We start from the raw sequence: 17559 nt of genomic DNA, 5'->3' as shown, positions 1-17559 counted from the left end.
GTACAGAGAAATCGGTGATTCGCTGGCGGCCTTACAGATTATTCATTTGGCACAGTCAGTCAAGGGTTTTAACCGCTTTGTCCTTAACGTCGCCGATCGGCGAGGCTGCTGCACCATAAAAGCGCATTTGATCCCTTATCTCCACGCGACGTGCTGCGACGGCAGCGGGTTAACTGCGCTATTATGAGGCTGTTTCTCTTCCAGGGAGTTGTTATGAAACAAATTCGTCTGTTGGCGCAGTACTACGTTGATTTAATGGTGAAGCTTGGACTGGTGAGGTTCTCGCTGCTGCTGGCGTCTGCGCTGGTGGTGCTGGCGATGATTGTCCAGATGGCGGTCACGATGGTACTGCGGGGCCATGTCGAGAGCATTGACGTGGTGCGTTCGGTCTTCTTCGGGCTGCTGATCACGCCCTGGGCGGTCTATTTTCTCTCGGTGGTGGTCGATCAGCTGGAGGAGTCACGGCAACGACTGGCACGGCTGGTGGATAAGCTGGAAGAGATGCGTACCCGCGATCTGGAACTCAATCAGCAGATGAAAGAGACCATTACGCAGCTGAATCAGGAGATCAGCGATCGTAAAAAGGCGGAGCTGGCACGCGAACAGGTGATGGATAAGCTGCGTGAAGAGGTAACGCGTCGTGAGCAGGCACAGATTGAGCTGGAACAGCAATCCTCCTTCCTGCGCTCCTTCCTGGATGCCTCGCCTGACCTGGTGTTCTATCGCAACATCGATAAACAGTTCTCCGGCTGCAACCGTGCAATGGAGCTGCTGACCGGCAAAAGCGAAAAGCAGCTGATTGGCCTGACGCCGCGCGATATCTATGATGATGAAGCGGCCACTAAGGTGCTGGAAACGGACGAAAAGGTATTCCGCCACAACGTCTCGCTGACCTATGAACAGTGGTTGCAATATCCCGACGGACGCAAAGCCTGCTTCGAGATCCGTAAAGTGCCTTACTACGACCGTGTGGGTAAGCGCAGCGGATTGATGGGCTTTGGCCGCGATATAACCGAACGTAAGCGCTATCAGGACGCGTTAGAGAACGCCAGCCGGGAGAAGACCACCTTTATCTCTACGATCAGCCACGAGCTTCGTACGCCGCTTAATGGCATTGTCGGCCTGAGCCGCATCCTGCTGGACACCGACCTTAATCAGGAACAGCTGAAATATCTCAAAACCATCCACGTCTCCGCCATCACGCTGGGCAATATCTTCAATGATGTGATTGAGGTGGACAAAATCGAGCGCCGTAAAGTACAGCTGGATAATCAGCCGCTCGACTTCACCGGTTTCCTGGCCGATTTAGAAAACCTCTCTGGCCTGCTGGCACAGCCGAAAGGGCTGAAGTTTGTGCTCGCGCCGCAACTGCCGCTGCCGCATATGATCTCGACCGATGGAACGCGTCTGCGCCAGATTCTGTGGAACCTGATTGGTAACGCCGTGAAGTTCACCCAGCAGGGCGAGATCGTGGTGCGGGTAACCTATGAGCAGGACGAGACGCTGCGCTTTGAGGTGCAGGACTCCGGCATGGGTATCCGTCAGGAGGAGCAGGACAAGATCTTCGCTATGTATTATCAGGTCAAAGATCAGCATGGCGGTAAACCGGCTACCGGTACCGGCATCGGGCTGGCGGTATCACGCCGCCTGGCGCAGGCGATGGGCGGTGATATCCGCGTGCACAGTGCGCCGGGACAGGGTTCCTGCTTCACCGTAGAGATTAAAGCGCCACGCATTGCTGAAGAGGTGGAGGATGAAGGCGTGGACGACAGCCTGCCACTGCCTGCGCTGCACGTGCTGCTGGTTGAAGATATTGAGCTTAATGTGATTGTGGCGCGCTCGGTACTGGAGAAGCTGGGCTGCAGTGTAGAGGTCGCCATGACCGGCAGCGAGGCGCTGGCGATGTTTGACCCGCTGGAGTTTGACCTGGTGCTGCTGGACATTCAGCTGCCCGATATGACCGGGCTGGATGTCTCACGTGCGATTCGCCAGCAGTACCAGGGAACGCATCTGCCCCCGCTGGTTGCTCTTACCGCCAATGTCCTCAAAGACAAAAAAGAGTACTTCGATGCGGGAATGGATGACGTGCTCAGCAAACCGCTGGCAGTGCCGGCACTCACTGCGATGATTAAAAAGTACTGGGATTATCAGGCAGAACCGGAAGAGGAGATCGCTGATGTCAGCGATGACAAAACCCGGATGCTGCTGGATGTCGCGATGCTCGAACAGTATATCGAGCTGGTTGGTCCCAGCCTGATTACCCAAAGTCTGACGATGTTTGAAAAGATGATGCCGGACTACCTTGCGGTGCTGGAGTCGAATCTGATGGCGCGCGATCAGAAAGGCATTGCTGAAGAGGGACACAAAATCAAAGGGGCGGCGGGTTCGGTCGGGCTGCAGCGTTTGCAGATGCTGGCGAAACAGATTCAGAGTCCGGAGTTACCGGCGTGGTGGGACAATGTAGGTGAATGGATTGATGAGCTGAAGCATGAATGGCGACACGATGTGCAGGTATTACGCGACTGGGTGGCAGAGCAGGATAAGTGATACCCCGGAAAAAAATGACCCCAGCCGAGGCCGGGGTGCGCGAAATACTGCGCCAACACCAGGGAAATCATTGCGGCCGCTATGATTTGAATAATTAATGCAGCCGCAGGGTATTGGTTAACACTGTCATCACCTTAGCAAATTCATCTTCTCATGCGACAAGATTCATTAAAATTTGTGATATTGAGCAGCGTTTAAATACAGAAAACATTAATTTGGCAACACAGTCAAGTAAGGAATTAATTTCTGTGCTGTGTTGCTGCTATTTTAATCAGTTTTACGCTTTTTCGTGTAGTTTTAATGCTGCCGGGCAGGGAAACTGAGGCTGAGCAGCACCAAAGTGAGCCGCCGTTAACATTTGCCTTTTGAGTGAGGCTAACGCGCTGATATTGCAAGCGCGCTGCCTGAAATGACACGAATTATCCAAAACGATTTGGAATGATAAAAAAGAATCTAAAAGTTTGTCCTTCTGTCGTTCTGCTATCAGGGTTATTCCTGGAAGGAAATAGTGCCATTCTGGCAACCCGTGACGCTATTAAGCGCTGCTTATTTATCCGTTATAACGATAATTCTGATTAACCTTTAGGCGCGGCAGGATTAAGAAAACAATAACAGTTAAGCATGGTAAATGATTCATGCGGGCGCTTATTACTCATGATTAAGTGTTTATCTGGAAAGATGCTAAGCAATGGCAATGAATGGAACCGATTCCTTTTTTGCGGAAGTACTTGAACTATTTCGAACTGTTGCAGCATGTTGATGCAAAATGATTGAATAAAGTCTGGAAACAGCCTGTCAGTTTTCAGCGATAATCGTAAAAAGGCTGCTTTTTTAGCAGTGATTACATGAGTGATTGATTAACGTCTGAAACAAGTGTGGGAAGATTGCATGAACAAGCATAAAGGAAGCGTCGGACAGCGTATCAGACGTATTGTTGGTCGTATCGTACTGGTGTGGCTGGGAATATGGCTGGCGGGCATTTTACTCTTTTCGTTCTTACCCGTGCCGTTCTCAGCGGTGATGGCTGAACGACAGATTGGAGCCTGGTTACGCGGTGATTTTAGTTATGTCGCCCATTCAGACTGGGTCGGCCATGACGAGATTTCGCCCTGGATGGGGCTGGCCGTTATCGCCTCAGAAGATCAAAAGTTTCCCACCCATTGGGGCTTTGATGTGGCGGCGATTGAGTCTGTACTGGATAACAGCGATAGCCGGATGCGTGGGGCGTCCACGCTGTCTCAACAGACGGCGAAGAATCTGTTCCTCTGGGATGGTCGCAGCTGGGTGCGTAAAGGTCTGGAAGCGGGTCTGACGGTAGGAATTGAAACGGTCTGGACGAAGCGGCGTATTTTAACCGTCTATCTCAATATTGCGGAGTTCGGGCCCGGCATCTTTGGCGTTGAGGCGGCTTCTCAGCGCTACTTCCATAAGCCTGCCAGCCGGCTGACCGCAGCAGATGCCGCCTTACTGGCAGCGGTGCTGCCTAATCCGATACGTTATCGTGCTGCAGCACCCTCAGGCTACGTCAGAGAGCGGCAGCAGTGGATACTGCGTCAGATGCGCCAGCTTGGTGGGGAAGGCTTCCTGCAGCGTAATCAGCTCGACTAAGCATTAATCTTCATCGAAACCCGCTTCAAATAACTCAATGACCGCTGCCAGCGCCGGGATCTCCTCCGGGCCGCTGGCTTCAATCTCAATGTGGCCGCCTTTTGCCGAGTCGAGCATCAGCAGCGCAATCACGCTGCTGGCTTCGGCTTCAGTGCCCGCTTCATTACGCAGTAATACTTCGGCATCAAAGCTCTGCACCAGCTCAAATAACTTCATCGCCGGACGTGCATGCATGCCCAGCTTATTTTTGATTTCTACAGTTTGTCTGACGGTCATGATTTGCGCTTTTCCAGCGTACGATGGCGTGACTGCACATTCTTACCCCGTGAACGGAAGTAATCTGCCAGCTGTTCTGCAATATAGACTGAGCGGTGTTTACCGCCGGTGCAGCCAATCGCCACGGTAAGATAGCTACGGTTATTGGTCTCCAGCATCGGCAGCCAGAGTTCAAGGTAGCTGCGCGTCTGGTAGATAAAATTATGCACTTCAGTGTGGCGATCAAGGAAGGCCGCCACAGGACGATCGAGGCCGGTCATCGGGCGCAGTTTGGGATCCCAGTGGGGGTTGGGCAGAAAGCGCACGTCAAATACATAGTCAGCGTCAATCGGAATGCCATGCTTGAAGCCAAACGACTCAAACACCATGGTCAGCTCACGTTCACGCTTGCCCAGCAGGCGGGTACGCAGCATCTCTGCCAGCTCGTGCACCGACATCTCTGAGGTGTCGATGATCAGATCGGCACGCGAACGAAGTGGCTCCAGCAGATCGCTCTCTTCATCAATCGCGCTCTCCAGCGAGAGGTTTTTGCTGGAGAGGGGATGCAGACGGCGCGTATCGCTGTAACGACGAATCAGGGTGTTGCGATCGGCGTCGAGAAACAGCAGCTGAGGGGAAAATGTATCAGGCAGATTATTCAGTGCGGTTTCAAAAATTTCCGGGGATTCGGGCATATTACGCACGTCGATGCTGACCGCCGCTGAAATATTGCGCTCAGCCAGTGAGTTAGCTAACTCAGGCAGCAGCACGACCGGCAGGTTATCAACGCAGTAGAACCCCATATCTTCCAGCGCACGGAGCGCCACTGACTTCCCCGAGCCTGAACGACCGCTAACGATCATCAGCACCATGACCTTCTCTCCCGTTTTAAAACCGGCACCGGGCCGGTAAAGACGCGTTACTGCTCCGACTGGACTTCCGTAATAATGGCATAGAGCTCTTCATCACTCTGCGCTGCGCGCAGACGACGGCAAACCGTTTTATCTGCCAGACGCTTTGCCACCAGTGACAGGGTGTGCAGATGTGTTTTGCACTGGTCAGCCGGGACCAGTAAGGCAAACAACAGATCGACCGGCTGGTTGTCGACGGCATCAAACGCAATCGGCTGTTCGAGGCTGATAAACACCCCAACCGCGCGCAGCGTATCCTCTTCCAGCTTGCCGTGAGGGATGGCTATCCCGTTACCAATACCGGTACTGCCCATGCGTTCGCGGGTCAGGATCGCTTCGAAAAGCGTCTGGTGCGGCAGGTTGAGCTGCTTAGCGGCCAGTTCGCTGATGATTTCCAGCGCACGTTTTTTGCTCTGGCAGTGGACGCCGCTGCGGGTGCAGTCTGGCGAAAGCACTGTGCTCAATTCCAGTGTGAGATCGTTGTTCATTATCGTTTCACTTGCGTGTTCACCAGGCCATTCACCGCCAGCGCGTATTGACGCGTGTGACAAACGGCGCCTGCTCAGATGACAAAACGGGGCGGATTATCCGCCCCATCCTGTCGGCTCTGCGCGCCAGGCGCGCGTCGCTAGCGTGAAGGTTAGTGTTTTTTCAGTTTATCTTTGTGTTTGGTCAGCTGACGGGTGAGCTTATCGATCAGTCCGTCAATGGCCGCATACATATCTTCCGCTTCGGATGTGGCGTGCAGCTCGCCACCATTCACGTGTAGTGTTGCGTCAGCCACCTGCGTGACTTTCTCAACCTTCAGGACAATATAGACCTGATTGATATGTTCAAAATAGTGTTCCAGTTTGGCAAATTTACCGTTGACGAATTCACGCAGAGGTGGAGTGATTTCAACGTGTTGCCCGGTCAGGTTCAGCTGCATAGGTCTTCCTTCTCATTTCTTTCAAACCAGTTGTTTACGCTGGTTCGATGGCGGGATGGATAAAGACTCACGATATTTGGCGACGGTACGCCGTGCCACCATGATCCCCTGATCAGATAACATGGAGGTCAGTTTACTGTCGCTCAAGGGTTTGGCTGGATTTTCCGCCGAAATTAATTTTTTCACCAGGGCACGAATCGCGGTAGAGGAGGCTTCACCGCCACCTTCCGTATTAACGTGACTGGAGAAAAAGTACTTCAGTTCAAAAATGCCACGCGGGCTGTGCAGATACTTCTGCGTGGTAACGCGGGAGATGGTCGATTCGTGCATCTCAACGGCCTGGGCGATATCCGCCAGCACCATCGGGCGCATAAATTCTTCACCCTGCTCGAAAAAGGCCTGCTGCTGCTCAACAATACAGCGCGTCACTTTCAGCAGGGTATCATTGCGGCTTTCCAGGCTCTTAATCAGCCAGCGGGCTTCCTGCAGATTACTGCGAATGAACTGGCTGTCGCTGTCGTTCCGCGTCGCGCCGCTCATTGCCGCATAGTGCTGATTGATCTTCAGACGTGGCACGCTATCGGCATTGAGTTCAACCGTCCAGCGGCTGCCGATCTTACGCACCAGCACATCGGGAATGACATATTCTGGTTCGCCGGTGTTGATCGACTGACCCGGACGCGGGTCCAGCGACTGAATCAGCAGCATCGCCTCTTTCAGCACCTCTTCTTTGAGGCGTGTGACCCGCATCAGGCTGCGGAAGTCATGGTTTGCCAGCAGATCGAGATGTTCGCTGACGATCAGACGCGCCTCTGCCAGCATCGGCGTTTCGGGCGCATATTGTGAAAGCTGCACAAGCAGGCAGTCACGCAGGTCGCGCGCGCCAACACCAATCGGGTCAAAGCGCTGGATGCGTTTCAGCACCGCTTCAACTTCATCCGCTTCGAGCTCATCATCGCCGATGCTGTCAAGGATCTCCTCAAGCGAAACGGTGAGATACCCGGTGTCATCAATAGCATCGACAATAGAGGTGGCAATGGCGCGATCGGTATCGCTGAACGGCGTCAGTCCGACCTGCCACATCAGATAATCCTGCAGCGACTGGGTCGTTTCGCCCTGATAAACCGGTAACTCATCATCCTGGTAATCGGTGCCGGTGCCGGAAGGCGTACCCGCGGTGTAGATCTCATCCCAGGTCGCATCCAGCGGCAGTTCATCAGGCATCTCTTTCTGCTCAAGCGCTTCGCGTGTATCCAGCGCCTCGGCCTCTGAAGACTCCCGTGAATCGATCTCTTCATGCAGGTCAGTCTGCTCAAGCAGCGGATTACTTTCCAGCGCAAGCTGAAGCTCCTGCTGGAGTTCAAGCGTAGAGAGTTGCAGCAGGCGAATCGCCTGTTGCAATTGCGGAGTCATTGCCAGCTGTTGGCTGAACCTGAGTTGTAAACCTTGCTTCATAGACAGGATGATCGTTCCCAGGTAAACATCGGTATTAACGACACCTTATCAGAGTCTGAACTCTTCACCCAAATAAACCCGCTTAACCTGCTCATCCGCAAGAATTTCATTCGGTGTGCCGTGTGCGATCAGGTGCCCCTGGCTGACGATATAAGCCCGCTCACAGACCGCTAACGTTTCGCGTACGTTATGGTCGGTAATCAGCACACCGAGGCCGCTGTCACGCAGATGCTCAATGATCTTCTTAATGTCGATAACGGAGATGGGGTCAACACCGGCAAAAGGTTCATCCAGCAGGATAAATTTAGGATTAGCCGCCAGTGCCCGCGCAATCTCAACACGACGTCGCTCACCACCTGAAAGTGCCTGGCCCATGCTGTCGCGCAGGTGCTCAATGTGAAACTCTTCCATCAGCTCACGGGCACGATCCTGGCGTTGCTCTTCGGTCAGATCGTCACGGATCTGCAAGACCGCCATCAGGTTATCGTAGACGCTGAGGCGACGGAAGATCGATGCCTCCTGCGGCAGATAGCCGATGCCACGACGCGCACGGGCATGCAGCGGCAGGATGCTGATATCTTCATCATCAATAATAATGCGGCCAGCGTCACGCGGCACAATGCCCACTACCATGTAAAAGGTGGTGGTTTTACCGGCACCGTTCGGGCCCAGCAGGCCGACAATCTCGCCGGATTTTACCTGCAGGCTGACATCTTCTACCACGCGACGGCCTTTATATGCCTTCGCCAGGTTTTCTGCGATTAATGTGGCCATAGCTATCAGTTACTCTTCTTTCCGCTGTTGGACGAACCTTTGTCCTGAAGTTGCGACGGCACCAGTACAGTCGTGACGCGCTTGTTCTGGCCCTGACTGAAAGCCTGCATTTTCTGCTCTTTCACCAGGTAGGTAATACGATCGCCTTTGATGTTGCTGTCCTGCTGCTCAATGAACGCATTGCCGGTCAGTTCAACGAAATCATTAGCCAGTTCATAGTGCAGTTTTGCGGCATGGCCCTGCACAGGCTTACCGCTGTCCTGCATCTGATAGAAGGTGGCGGGATTACCGTAGGCGTCAACGATGGTTTTCTTGCTGTCGCCGCCCGGACGGGTCACCACGACTTTATCTGCCGTGATTTTAATTGAGCCCTGCGTCACGATGACATTGCCGGTAAAGGTCGCGACATTGCCTTGCAAATCCAGCGCCTGATTCTGCGAGTCAATATTGACGGGCTTGTCCGAGTCACCGGTCAGAGCCAGCGCCGGAACGCTGGTTGCCAGCAGCATGCTGGCCAGTAAAAGCTTCAGGCTATTTTTGTTCATTTTGAATTTCATAAGAGGTTTTGACCTTCTCGATTAACTCGGCGTTTTTTGTCCGTAAATTGCCGCGCATTTTCATGCCGGTGGAGTTAAAACTGCGGCCATACAATGTCACCTGGTCATCAGAGGTAACGTCCTGAGTGACAAGATTAATCTGGGCGTTATCGGTTTTGATCCGCTCAAGCTGAGAATCCTGCGTCAGCGTATTCAGCTCAACATGGCCATACAGGTAAAGCATACGATCTTTGGTGAGCTTTGCTTTATCCGCGCGTAACGTCCAGGTAGGGATTTTGTTCTCATCAAAGGTGGTCATGACCGGATTGTCGAACCAGCTCAGTTCATCATCCGAAAAATAGGTCACTTTGTCAGAGACCAGTTTATATGACAGCGCGCCCTGCGGGTTATAAACCACAGTGTGTGAATCAGCACTGGTATAGGTCGGTGACTGACTGTCCGTGCCGACTGGCGTGCCATCGTCATCCTGGTTAGTAAGATTCCAGCCGATCAAAACCAGTGCAATCAAGGTCAGAATCAGCGTTATCCAACGCCTGCTTTTACTCATACTGATTGCCCTTTGGCATCCTCAAATTTGTTCTGCGCCATTAAGATCAGGTCACATACTTCGCGAACTGCACCGCGTCCACCGGCAATCCGCGTGACATAATGCGCGCGCGGCAACAGGATCGGATGTGCATCCGCCACTGCCACGCTTAAACCCACTTTCGCCATAACCGGCCAGTCGATCAGATCGTCACCGATGTAGGCGACCTGGTCGTCGGAAAGAGACAGTTTATCCAGAAGTTCACGATAGGCCAAAAGCTTATCCGATTGTCCCTGATAAAGATGACGGATGCCGAGCGTTTTGCAGCGATCTTCCATCAGACGGGCATTGCGGCCGGTAATAATAGCCACTTCCACATCGGAGGTCAGCAAACAGCGAACGCCGTAACCGTCCCGCACGTTGAATGCCTTCAGCTCTTCGCCATTATTCCCCATGTAGATCACTCCGTCGGACATCACGCCATCGACATCGCAGATCAGCAGACGAATCCTGCTGGCGCGCGCCATAACGTCAGCGCTGACCGGGCCGTAGCAGGTTTCAATCGGGTGGGTTGCCTGTTGCATTTTCTCTTCCTGTTCAGACTACGCCAGCGCGCAGCATGTCATGCATATGTACCACACCGAGCAGATGGTCGTCATCGGCCACCAGAATCGAGGTAATGTTTTTGGTCTGCATCAGGTTCAGGGCTTCCACCGCCAGCATATTAGGCCGGACGCGGATGCCACCTGGCGTCATCACTTCCCCGATGGTGGCGCGCTGGAAATCGATGCCCATATCAAAGATGCGGCGCAGGTCACCATCGGTAAAGATACCTTCAATTTTCATCAGGTCGTCGACGATCACCGTCAGCCCCAGATTTTTGCGGGTAATCTCCAGCAGCGCATCGCGCAGCGAGGCGTCCCGTGTGACGTGCGGCAGCTCATCGCCACTGTGCATGATATCAGCCACATGCAGCAGCAGTTTACGGCCCAGCGCACCACCAGGATGGGACAAAGCAAAGTCTTCGGCGGTGAAGCCGCGCGCTTCCAGCAGCGAAACCGCCAGCGCGTCACCCATCACCAGCGTGGCCGTGGTGCTGGTGGTCGGTGCCAGACCCAGCGGGCAGGCTTCCTGCGGAACATGGACACACAGATGCACATCGGCAACCCGGCCCATCGCACTGTCAGGCCGTCCGGTCATGCAGATCAGCGTAATGTGCTGACGCTTTAAAACCGGAATCAGCGCGAGGATTTCGTTCGACTCACCGCTGTTGGAGATGGCGATGACCACATCATTTTTGCTCACCATGCCCAGATCGCCATGGCTGGCTTCGGCCGGATGAACAAAAAAAGCGGGCGTGCCGGTACTGGCAAAGGTCGCCGCCATTTTTTTGCCGATATGGCCAGACTTGCCCATGCCCATCACCACCACTTTACCCTGACAGGCGTAGATCAGGGCGCAGGCGCGGGCGAAATCGTCGTTAATATATTGATCGAGTTGTTCCAGACCTTCGCGCTCAATGCGCAGTACGGTTTTCCCCGCCTGCTGGAAATCAAATGCTGTTGGTTGCTGATATGACATAGTGAGTCTGTCCTTGTTAGCCGTCCATGAATGCCGGCTGCATCCACAGCAGCGTCACCCAGACGAAGAAACCACAGAGTAAAAATAAGCCTGCCGTACGGCCAACGCGGCGGCGACGTAGCAGGCAGAGCAGGGCAAACAGCACGCTGACTCCCAGCATCACCCAGTAATCACGGGCGAAGGCGTGATAATCGACACTGCCAGGGTGAATCAGCGCCGGCAGACCCAGCACAATGGCAATATTATAAATGTTGGCGCCGATCAGATTGCCGATCGCGATATCATCTTCGCCTTTCAGCGCACCGGCAATAACCGTTGCCAGCTCGGGCAGGCTGGTGCCCACGGCGATCAGCGTCAGGCCCATCACCAGTTCGCTGACGCCAAAATAGTCGGCAAACGCCGTGGCATTGTCGATCACCATTCGTGTCGACATCGGCAGGATAATCAGCGCGACGGCCAGCCAGAGAAAGGCCACCGTATTTCCGCTCTCTTCGCGTGGCAGCTCGGCCAGCTGCTCGCGGGTCAGGGTGTCGTTGTTATCCCGTTCTGCTTTACGCGCAATGCGAATCACCACCATCAGATAAATCGCGGCAATGGCGATCAGGCCTATTCCATCCAGTCGACTAAGCTGATTGTCAAACAGCATGAAACCGCTGAGCAGGGTAACCAGCAACATTAACGGCAGTTCACGGCGTATCAGATTAGAATGGACGCTGAGCGGGTGCATAAGCGCAGCGGCACCCAGGATGAGTAAAATATTGGTAATATTCGAGCCGAGCGCGGTGCCAACAGCAAGATCCATCTGGCCATGCTGCGCGGCGGAAAAGGAGAGGATCATCTCTGGCAGCGAGGTGCCGATGCTGACAACGGTCATGCCAATAATCAGTGGCGGGATGCCAAATGATCGACACAGTATAGAGGCGCTAAACACCAGACGATCGGCACCATATGCCAGTAAAAGCAAACCGATAATCAGCAGTGCAGAAGCTACGAACATGAAAAATCCTTGCGTAAAAACCCAGGCCGGCAATGCCTTTCCCGACCGGTTTAAGGTTCTGTTTGGCGAGACAGGCGCTGATTTTGACCGTCCGGACGGCAAAAGTAAATTTAATGACCATTTTCGCCAAATCTTAGCGGTAAGTTTCTGTAAAGCTATCGTGAATCAGGACCGAACAGGCTACCATCGTACCCCATGTTTACGCCCGATCCTTACAAGAGGTTATAATGATCCAGCAGCAATCGAATCTGGTTGAGGTTCGTGGCGTGAGTTTTTCGCGCGGAGATCGCACCATCTTCGATGACATTTCGCTGACCGTGCCAAAAGGCAAAGTGACGGCGATAATGGGGCCGTCGGGGATAGGAAAAACCACGCTGCTACGCTTGATTGGGGGGCAACTTCAGCCGACCAGCGGTGAAATCTTTTTCCGTGGTGAAAACATTCCGTCATTGTCTCGCACTAAATTGTACGAAGCGCGCAAAAAAATGAGCATGCTGTTCCAGTCTGGCGCGCTGTTTACTGACCTGACGGTCTATGAAAATGTTGCCTGGCCGCTGCGTGAACATACCCGTCTGCCTCCTCCGTTGCTGCACAGCACCGTGCTGATGAAGCTGGAAGCGGTGGGTCTGCGTGGCGCGGCCCAGCTGAAGCCCGCGGAGCTGTCGGGCGGAATGGCGCGTCGTGTGGCACTGGCGCGCGCTATCGCGCTGGAGCCGGAACTGATCATGTTTGATGAGCCTTTCGTCGGTCAGGATCCGATCACGATGGGTGTGCTGGTAAAACTCATTGATGAACTGAACCATGCTCTGGGCCTGACCTGTATTGTGGTCTCGCACGACGTACCGGAAGTACTGAGTATTGCGGACTATGCCTATATCGTGGCCGGACAAAAAATTATCGCACACGGCACCACGCCGGAGTTGCGAGCGAACAATGACCCGCGCGTTCGCCAGTTTATTGATGGCGATGCGGATGGTCCGGTTCCCTTCCGTTTTCCTGCCGGCGACTATCTCGCTGATTTAACCGGCTCAGGGAGTAACTAAACTGATGGTGTTGAAGGCGCTGGCGACATTTGGACGTCAGGGAATTGAAACGTGCGCCAGTTTTGGACGCGCAGGACTCATGCTCTTTCATGCGCTGGTGGGCAAGCCAGCGTTCCGCAGACACACGCCGCTACTGATTAAACAACTTTATAGCGTCGGCGTGCTGTCGCTGCTGATCATCGTGGTTTCCGGTCTGTTTATCGGCATGGTGCTTGGCCTTCAGGGTTATCTGGTCTTAAACACCTATGGCGCGGAAACCAGCCTCGGTATGCTGGTGGCGCTGTCATTGCTGCGCGAACTGGGGCCGGTTGTGACCGCGCTGCTGTTCGCCGGACGGGCAGGGTCTGCGCTGACAGCCGAAATCGGCCTGATGAAGGCCACCGAACAGCTCTCCAGTATGGAGATGATGGCGGTTGACCCGTTGCGCCGGGTGGTCTCGCCGCGCTTCTGGGCCGGTTTTATCAGTATGCCGTTACTGACGCTGATTTTTACCGCGGTAGGGATTGCCGGTGGGGCGCTGGTCGGGGTGAGCTGGAAAGGGATTGATCCCGGTTTCTTCTGGTCGGCGATGCAGAATGCCGTCGATTTTCGTGCCGATGTGGTTAACTGCCTGATTAAAAGTGCGGTATTTGCCATTACCGTGACGTGGATTGCGCTGTTTAACGGCTATGATGCGATTCCAACCTCTGAAGGGATCAGTCGCGCGACGACGCGCACTGTGGTGCACGCGTCACTGGCGGTGCTCGGATTGGATTTTGTGCTGACAGCACTGATGTTTGGGAATTGATGCAATGCAAAGCAAAAAAAGCGAAATCTGGGTTGGCATATTTATGATTATGGCGTTGCTGGCGGCGCTGTTTCTCGCGCTGCGCGTCGCCGATTTAAAGTCAATGGGCACCGAGCCGACGTGGAAGCTCTACGCCACCTTTGACAATATTGGTGGTCTCAAAGCCAGTTCGCCGGTCAAGATTGGTGGGGTGGTGATTGGCCGGGTGACCGACATTGAGTTAGAGCCGAAAACGCTGCTGCCGCGTGTCACCATGGACATCAGCGATCAGTATGCGAATAAAATTTCAGACACCAGCTCGCTGGCGGTTCGCACTCAGGGACTACTGGGTGAGCAATTCCTGGCACTCAATTTAGGATTTGACGATCCTGAACTGGGTTCGGCGATGCTGAAAGATGGCGATACGCTGCGCGATACGAAATCCGCCATGGTGCTCGAAGACCTGATCGGTCAGTTCCTTTATAAGAGCGGCGATAATAAACAAAACAGTGAAAACAAGGATGCGCAGGAAGGCGACAGTGCTGCGCCTGCGGCACCGGCTCAACCTTAAAGAAGAGGGTATACCATGTTTAAACGTTTACTGATGATTGCCATGCTGGTGGTTGCGGTACCGCTGACGGCAACCGCAGCCGATCAGAGCAACCCCTACAAACTGATGAATGAAGCGGCGCAAAAGACGTTCACCCGTCTGAAAAACGAGCAGCCGAAAATCAAGCAGGACCCTAACTACCTGCGTCAGATTGTGCGTCAGGAGCTGCTGCCTTATGTACAGATCAAATATGCGGGCGCGTTAGTGCTGGGCCGCTACTATCGTGATTCGACGCCCGCTCAGCGTGAAGCCTACTTCAGCGCCTTTGGTGACTATCTGGCGCAGGCTTATGGTCAGGCACTGGCACTGTACAACGGACAGAGCTACCAGATTCAGCCTGAGCAGCCGTTAGGCGATGCCCAGATTGTCGCTATTCGCGTTTCCATTATCGATCCCAATGGCCGTCCACCGGTTCGCCTCGACTTCCAGTGGCGTAAAAACAGCCAGAGCGGTAACTGGCAGGCGTATGACATGATTGCTGAAGGCGTCAGCATGATCACCACCAAACAAAATGAGTGGAGCGATCTGTTACGTACCAAAGGTATCGATGGTCTGACGGCGCAGCTGAAATCTTCTGCGGCACAGCCAATCACGCTGGATAAACAACAATAATGCACGAATCGTTACGCTGGGAGCGGGAAGCCAGCACGCTATTACTGAAAGGCGAACTGGATCGCGACACGCTGATGAGCCTGTGGCAGCAACGTGAAACGCTGATTAAAGATGTCGATACCATCGACGTCGCGGCGCTGGAGCGTGTGGACTCTTCCGGGCTTGCCCTGCTGGTGCATCTGCGGGAAATCGCGCGGGCACAGGGTATTACCCCTCGCTTTACGGGCATCAGCGACAAACTGCATTCGCTGATTACGCTTTACAATCTGCAACAGATTATTGTTTCTGCGGATAAAAGCGCCTGATATCCGGTTGTTATGCTAAGCCCCTGTTTTCAACAGGGGCTTTTGCGTATTTAAGAGTCAGCCGCTTTCCTCTACTATGTCAGCCTTATTATTATTAAGTGAAGTTAAGCCCAATGGAAAACAGTGAAATTCAGGCCGTGCTGATGGCAGCATTGCCTTTAGATGAAGTGCATGTGATGAGCAATGATGGCAGCCATTTTCAGGTGATCGCCGTAGGCGAACTGTTTGGCGAACTGAGCCGCGTAAAAAAGCAGCAGGCTGTCTACGCGCCGCTGATGGAATTTATCGCGGATAACCGCATTCATGCTGTCTCTATCAAAACCTATACTCCCGCTGAATGGGCGCGTGACCGTAAACTCAACGGTTTCTGATCCCCAGCGGGGTGAACTCGTCGCTGGCGAGTCCAATCTTTAGCTAGTTAATTGAGAGCCGTGTTAATGGACAAATTTCGTGTGCAAGGCCCCACCCGCTTAAGTGGTGAAGTAACCATTTCCGGGGCAAAGAACGCCGCGCTTCCTATTCTGTTTGCTGCGCTGCTGGCTGAAGAGCCGGTCGAGATCCAGAATGTGCCAAAGCTGCGCGACATTGATACCACCATGAAGCTGCTGAGCCAGCTGGGTGCGAAGGTGGAACGCAACGGTTCTGTGCATGTCGATGCCAGCGCGGTAGATGTATTTTGTGCGCCTTACGATCTGGTCAAAACCATGCGTGCCTCAATCTGGGCGCTGGGCCCGCTGGTGGCGCGTTTTGGTCAGGGTCAGGTTTCCCTGCCGGGTGGCTGCGCTATCGGCGCGCGTCCGGTTGATCTGCACATCACCGGTCTTGAACAGCTGGGTGCCGAGATCAAGCTGGAAGAGGGCTACGTGAAAGCGTCAGTCAATGGCCGCCTGAAGGGCGCACTGATTGTCATGGACAAAATCAGCGTCGGCGCGACCGTGACCATCATGAGTGCTGCGACGCTGGCGACCGGTACCACCGTGATTGAGAATGCGGCGCGTGAGCCGGAAATTGTCGATACCGCCAACTTCCTTAACACCCTGGGCGCCAGAATCAGTGGTGCAGGCAGCGATAAAATCACCATCGAAGGCGTAGAGCGTCTGGGTGGCGGTGTTTATCGTGTCCTGCCGGATCGTATCGAAACCGGTACCTTCCTGGTGGCTGCGGCCATTTCGGGTGGCAAAGTGATGTGTCACAAAACCCAGCCGGATACGCTGGATGCTGTGCTGGCCAAGCTGCGTGATGCGGGTGCCGATATCGAAACCGGTGAAGACTGGATCAGTCTGGATATGCACGGCAAGCGGCCAAAAGCGGTCAACGTGCGCACTGCACCGCATCCAGGTTTCCCGACCGATATGCAGGCGCAGTTCACACTGCTAAACATGGTTGCGGAAGGCACGGGCGTGATTACCGAAACCATCTTCGAAAACCGTTTCATGCATATCCCGGAACTGATTCGTATGGGCGGACATGCTGAGATTGAGAGCAACACGGCGATCTGTCATGGGGTTGAAACCCTGTCAGGTGCGCAGGTGATGGCGACCGATTTGCGTGCGTCTGCCAGCCTGGTTCTGGCCGGTTGTATTGCGGAAGGAACGACGTTTGTTGATCGCATTTATCACATCGATCGTGGCTATGAGCACATCGAAGATAAGCTGAAAGCCATGGGCGCAAACATCGAGCGCGTCAGCGAAGAGTAATCCCGCAGATGCTCTGAAAGAGCCAGCCCCCTTTGGGGGCTGGTTTTTTTTCGCCTGAGGATCGCCTGAGTTTTCAGGCGGTATCGGAATGATCGACAGGCGCCCGGATACGTTTTCTGCGATCCAGCAGGCAGTGGGTCTCGGGATCGTAATAGCGGCTGGGCCAGATCTCACAAGGATGAACCTTGATCGCGTCAGCGATCAACCATTCGCCCTTGGGCCATGGACGCGTGAGCGCATTAGCCAGCGTAGATGAACTAAGACCTGCTGCGCGTGACAGCGCCGCGAGTGTCATTCCACGCTTATGCAGCGCCGCGATAATGTCAGCCGGGTGCCAGTCTTCCATCCTTTTTTGCATATCCTGTTCTCCTTTTCCCTGTCATTGCG

The 17559-nt window shown here is 54.0% G+C and carries 22 protein-coding genes; 10 read left to right on the top strand and 12 right to left on the bottom strand.

Translation table 11 applies throughout. The features are described 5' to 3' along the window. Window positions 1–213 precede the first annotated feature (213 nt). Both arcB and mtgA read left to right on the top strand, forming a co-directional pair. Window positions 214–2547, top strand: coding sequence for an aerobic respiration two-component sensor histidine kinase ArcB (arcB, locus tag NR195_RS08720; RefSeq protein WP_010251930.1), 2334 nt, complete (start codon window positions 214–216; stop codon window positions 2545–2547). Window positions 2548–3435: 888 nt separating this feature from the next. Further along, complete coding sequence (gene mtgA, locus NR195_RS08715; RefSeq protein WP_010251926.1) at window positions 3436–4155, top strand: monofunctional biosynthetic peptidoglycan transglycosylase; 720 nt, start codon at window positions 3436–3438, stop codon at window positions 4153–4155. A 3-nt stretch (window positions 4156–4158) separates the two neighbouring features. Here mtgA and npr read toward each other — a convergent pair whose 3' ends face one another. The 11 genes from npr to NR195_RS08660 all read right to left on the bottom strand — a co-directional run bounded on the left by npr (window position 4159) and on the right by NR195_RS08660 (window position 12139). Then, window positions 4159–4431, bottom strand: coding sequence for a PTS phosphocarrier protein NPr (gene npr / locus NR195_RS08710; protein ID WP_010251923.1), 273 nt, complete (start codon window positions 4429–4431; stop codon window positions 4159–4161). Continuing rightward, window positions 4428–5282 (bottom strand): RNase adapter RapZ, encoded by an 855-nt coding sequence (gene rapZ / locus NR195_RS08705; RefSeq protein WP_010251920.1) that lies wholly within the window; start codon window positions 5280–5282, stop codon window positions 4428–4430. Before rapZ ends, npr begins: the two co-directional genes overlap by 4 nt. A gap of 47 nt (window positions 5283–5329) precedes the next feature. Then, entirely contained in the window at window positions 5330–5809 is a 480-nt protein-coding gene (gene ptsN, locus NR195_RS08700) for a PTS IIA-like nitrogen regulatory protein PtsN (protein WP_010251916.1), read from the bottom strand. A gap of 152 nt (window positions 5810–5961) precedes the next feature. Further along, window positions 5962–6249: a ribosome hibernation promoting factor gene (gene hpf / locus NR195_RS08695; RefSeq protein ID WP_010251913.1), complete on the bottom strand. Its 288-nt coding sequence runs from the start codon at window positions 6247–6249 to the stop codon at window positions 5962–5964. 21 nt (window positions 6250–6270) lie between these two features. Then, window positions 6271–7704, bottom strand: a complete 1434-nt coding sequence (rpoN, locus tag NR195_RS08690; protein ID WP_010251911.1) for an RNA polymerase factor sigma-54 — start codon at window positions 7702–7704, stop codon at window positions 6271–6273. Between the two features lie 48 nt (window positions 7705–7752). Then, window positions 7753–8478 carry an LPS export ABC transporter ATP-binding protein gene (lptB, locus tag NR195_RS08685; protein WP_003851107.1) on the bottom strand — a complete coding sequence of 242 codons (726 nt, stop codon included), beginning with the start codon at window positions 8476–8478 and terminating at the stop codon, window positions 7753–7755. A 5-nt stretch (window positions 8479–8483) separates the two neighbouring features. Further along, window positions 8484–9035, bottom strand: a complete 552-nt coding sequence (lptA, locus tag NR195_RS08680) for a lipopolysaccharide ABC transporter substrate-binding protein LptA (protein WP_010672013.1) — start codon at window positions 9033–9035, stop codon at window positions 8484–8486. Continuing rightward, entirely contained in the window at window positions 9010–9582 is a 573-nt protein-coding gene (lptC, locus tag NR195_RS08675; RefSeq protein WP_010251907.1) for an LPS export ABC transporter periplasmic protein LptC, read from the bottom strand. The genes lptA and lptC overlap by 26 nt, the downstream gene beginning before the upstream one ends. After that, on the bottom strand, window positions 9579–10145 hold the full coding sequence (gene kdsC / locus NR195_RS08670) for a 3-deoxy-manno-octulosonate-8-phosphatase KdsC (protein WP_010251905.1): 567 nt from the start codon (window positions 10143–10145) through the stop codon (window positions 9579–9581). The genes lptC and kdsC overlap by 4 nt, the downstream gene beginning before the upstream one ends. Before the next feature lie 13 nt (window positions 10146–10158). Beyond that, window positions 10159–11142 (bottom strand): arabinose-5-phosphate isomerase KdsD, encoded by a 984-nt coding sequence (gene kdsD, locus NR195_RS08665; protein WP_010251903.1) that lies wholly within the window; start codon window positions 11140–11142, stop codon window positions 10159–10161. A 16-nt stretch (window positions 11143–11158) separates the two neighbouring features. Beyond that, complete coding sequence (locus NR195_RS08660; protein ID WP_010251901.1) at window positions 11159–12139, bottom strand: calcium/sodium antiporter; 981 nt, start codon at window positions 12137–12139, stop codon at window positions 11159–11161. Here NR195_RS08660 and NR195_RS08655 point away from each other — a divergent pair. The 8 genes from NR195_RS08655 (at window position 12138) to murA (ending at window position 17172) form a co-directional block, all read left to right on the top strand. Then, window positions 12138–12395, top strand: coding sequence for a hypothetical protein (locus NR195_RS08655; protein ID WP_124889623.1), 258 nt, complete (start codon window positions 12138–12140; stop codon window positions 12393–12395). The genes NR195_RS08660 and NR195_RS08655 overlap by 2 nt on opposite strands. Further along, window positions 12367–13182, top strand: coding sequence for a phospholipid ABC transporter ATP-binding protein MlaF (gene mlaF / locus NR195_RS08650; RefSeq protein ID WP_010251897.1), 816 nt, complete (start codon window positions 12367–12369; stop codon window positions 13180–13182). The genes NR195_RS08655 and mlaF overlap by 29 nt, the downstream gene beginning before the upstream one ends. 4 nt (window positions 13183–13186) lie before the next feature. Then, window positions 13187–13969, top strand: a complete 783-nt coding sequence (gene mlaE / locus NR195_RS08645; protein WP_010251894.1) for a lipid asymmetry maintenance ABC transporter permease subunit MlaE — start codon at window positions 13187–13189, stop codon at window positions 13967–13969. A 4-nt stretch (window positions 13970–13973) separates the two neighbouring features. After that, window positions 13974–14519: an outer membrane lipid asymmetry maintenance protein MlaD gene (gene mlaD / locus NR195_RS08640; RefSeq protein ID WP_010251890.1), complete on the top strand. Its 546-nt coding sequence runs from the start codon at window positions 13974–13976 to the stop codon at window positions 14517–14519. Between the two features lie 15 nt (window positions 14520–14534). Then, window positions 14535–15170 (top strand): phospholipid-binding protein MlaC, encoded by a 636-nt coding sequence (mlaC, locus tag NR195_RS08635; protein ID WP_010251887.1) that lies wholly within the window; start codon window positions 14535–14537, stop codon window positions 15168–15170. Further along, window positions 15170–15475, top strand: coding sequence for a lipid asymmetry maintenance protein MlaB (mlaB, locus tag NR195_RS08630; RefSeq protein ID WP_010251883.1), 306 nt, complete (start codon window positions 15170–15172; stop codon window positions 15473–15475). The genes mlaC and mlaB overlap by 1 nt, the downstream gene beginning before the upstream one ends. Window positions 15476–15588: 113 nt before the next feature. After that, window positions 15589–15846, top strand: coding sequence for a BolA family iron metabolism protein IbaG (gene ibaG / locus NR195_RS08625; RefSeq protein ID WP_010251880.1), 258 nt, complete (start codon window positions 15589–15591; stop codon window positions 15844–15846). Between the two features lie 66 nt (window positions 15847–15912). Continuing rightward, entirely contained in the window at window positions 15913–17172 is a 1260-nt protein-coding gene (murA, locus tag NR195_RS08620; protein ID WP_010251868.1) for a UDP-N-acetylglucosamine 1-carboxyvinyltransferase, read from the top strand. Between the two features lie 73 nt (window positions 17173–17245). Here murA and NR195_RS08615 read toward each other — a convergent pair whose 3' ends face one another. Continuing rightward, a complete protein-coding gene (locus tag NR195_RS08615) occupies window positions 17246–17530 on the bottom strand; it encodes a helix-turn-helix transcriptional regulator (protein WP_022625265.1) in 285 nt (94 codons plus the stop codon). Window positions 17531–17559: the final 29 nt, after the last annotated feature.

The sequence above is a fragment of the Pantoea sp. Ft-CA_14 genome, from assembly GCF_024520875.1.
In the GTDB taxonomy this organism is placed as follows: domain Bacteria; phylum Pseudomonadota; class Gammaproteobacteria; order Enterobacterales; family Enterobacteriaceae; genus Pantoea; species Pantoea agglomerans.
This window is presented reverse-complemented; position numbering and strand designations above follow the sequence as displayed.

Bases quoted from the DNA above. Each gene is read 5' to 3' on its own strand.
- mtgA (WP_010251926.1), top strand. From the start codon at position 3,436: ATGAACAAGCATAAAGGAAGCGTCGGACAGCGTATCAGACGTATTGTT.
- mlaE (WP_010251894.1), top strand. From the start codon at position 13,187: ATGGTGTTGAAGGCGCTGGCGACATTTGGACGTCAGGGAATTGAAACG.
- lptC (WP_010251907.1), bottom strand. From the start codon at position 9,582: ATGAGTAAAAGCAGGCGTTGGATAACGCTGATTCTGACCTTGATTGCA.
- mlaF (WP_010251897.1), top strand. From the start codon at position 12,367: ATGATCCAGCAGCAATCGAATCTGGTTGAGGTTCGTGGCGTGAGTTTT.
- ptsN (WP_010251916.1), bottom strand. From the start codon at position 5,809: ATGAACAACGATCTCACACTGGAATTGAGCACAGTGCTTTCGCCAGAC.
- lptA (WP_010672013.1), bottom strand. From the start codon at position 9,035: ATGAAATTCAAAATGAACAAAAATAGCCTGAAGCTTTTACTGGCCAGC.
- mlaD (WP_010251890.1), top strand. From the start codon at position 13,974: ATGCAAAGCAAAAAAAGCGAAATCTGGGTTGGCATATTTATGATTATG.
- npr (WP_010251923.1), bottom strand. From the start codon at position 4,431: ATGACCGTCAGACAAACTGTAGAAATCAAAAATAAGCTGGGCATGCAT.
- mlaB (WP_010251883.1), top strand. From the start codon at position 15,170: ATGCACGAATCGTTACGCTGGGAGCGGGAAGCCAGCACGCTATTACTG.
- NR195_RS08615 (WP_022625265.1), bottom strand. From the start codon at position 17,530: ATGCAAAAAAGGATGGAAGACTGGCACCCGGCTGACATTATCGCGGCG.
- kdsD (WP_010251903.1), bottom strand. From the start codon at position 11,142: ATGTCATATCAGCAACCAACAGCATTTGATTTCCAGCAGGCGGGGAAA.
- mlaC (WP_010251887.1), top strand. From the start codon at position 14,535: ATGTTTAAACGTTTACTGATGATTGCCATGCTGGTGGTTGCGGTACCG.
- hpf (WP_010251913.1), bottom strand. From the start codon at position 6,249: ATGCAGCTGAACCTGACCGGGCAACACGTTGAAATCACTCCACCTCTG.
- lptB (WP_003851107.1), bottom strand. From the start codon at position 8,478: ATGGCCACATTAATCGCAGAAAACCTGGCGAAGGCATATAAAGGCCGT.
- kdsC (WP_010251905.1), bottom strand. From the start codon at position 10,145: ATGCAACAGGCAACCCACCCGATTGAAACCTGCTACGGCCCGGTCAGC.
- rpoN (WP_010251911.1), bottom strand. From the start codon at position 7,704: ATGAAGCAAGGTTTACAACTCAGGTTCAGCCAACAGCTGGCAATGACT.
- NR195_RS08660 (WP_010251901.1), bottom strand. From the start codon at position 12,139: ATGTTCGTAGCTTCTGCACTGCTGATTATCGGTTTGCTTTTACTGGCA.
- ibaG (WP_010251880.1), top strand. From the start codon at position 15,589: ATGGAAAACAGTGAAATTCAGGCCGTGCTGATGGCAGCATTGCCTTTA.
- rapZ (WP_010251920.1), bottom strand. From the start codon at position 5,282: ATGGTGCTGATGATCGTTAGCGGTCGTTCAGGCTCGGGGAAGTCAGTG.
- murA (WP_010251868.1), top strand. From the start codon at position 15,913: ATGGACAAATTTCGTGTGCAAGGCCCCACCCGCTTAAGTGGTGAAGTA.
- NR195_RS08655 (WP_124889623.1), top strand. From the start codon at position 12,138: ATGAAAAATCCTTGCGTAAAAACCCAGGCCGGCAATGCCTTTCCCGAC.
- arcB (WP_010251930.1), top strand. From the start codon at position 214: ATGAAACAAATTCGTCTGTTGGCGCAGTACTACGTTGATTTAATGGTG.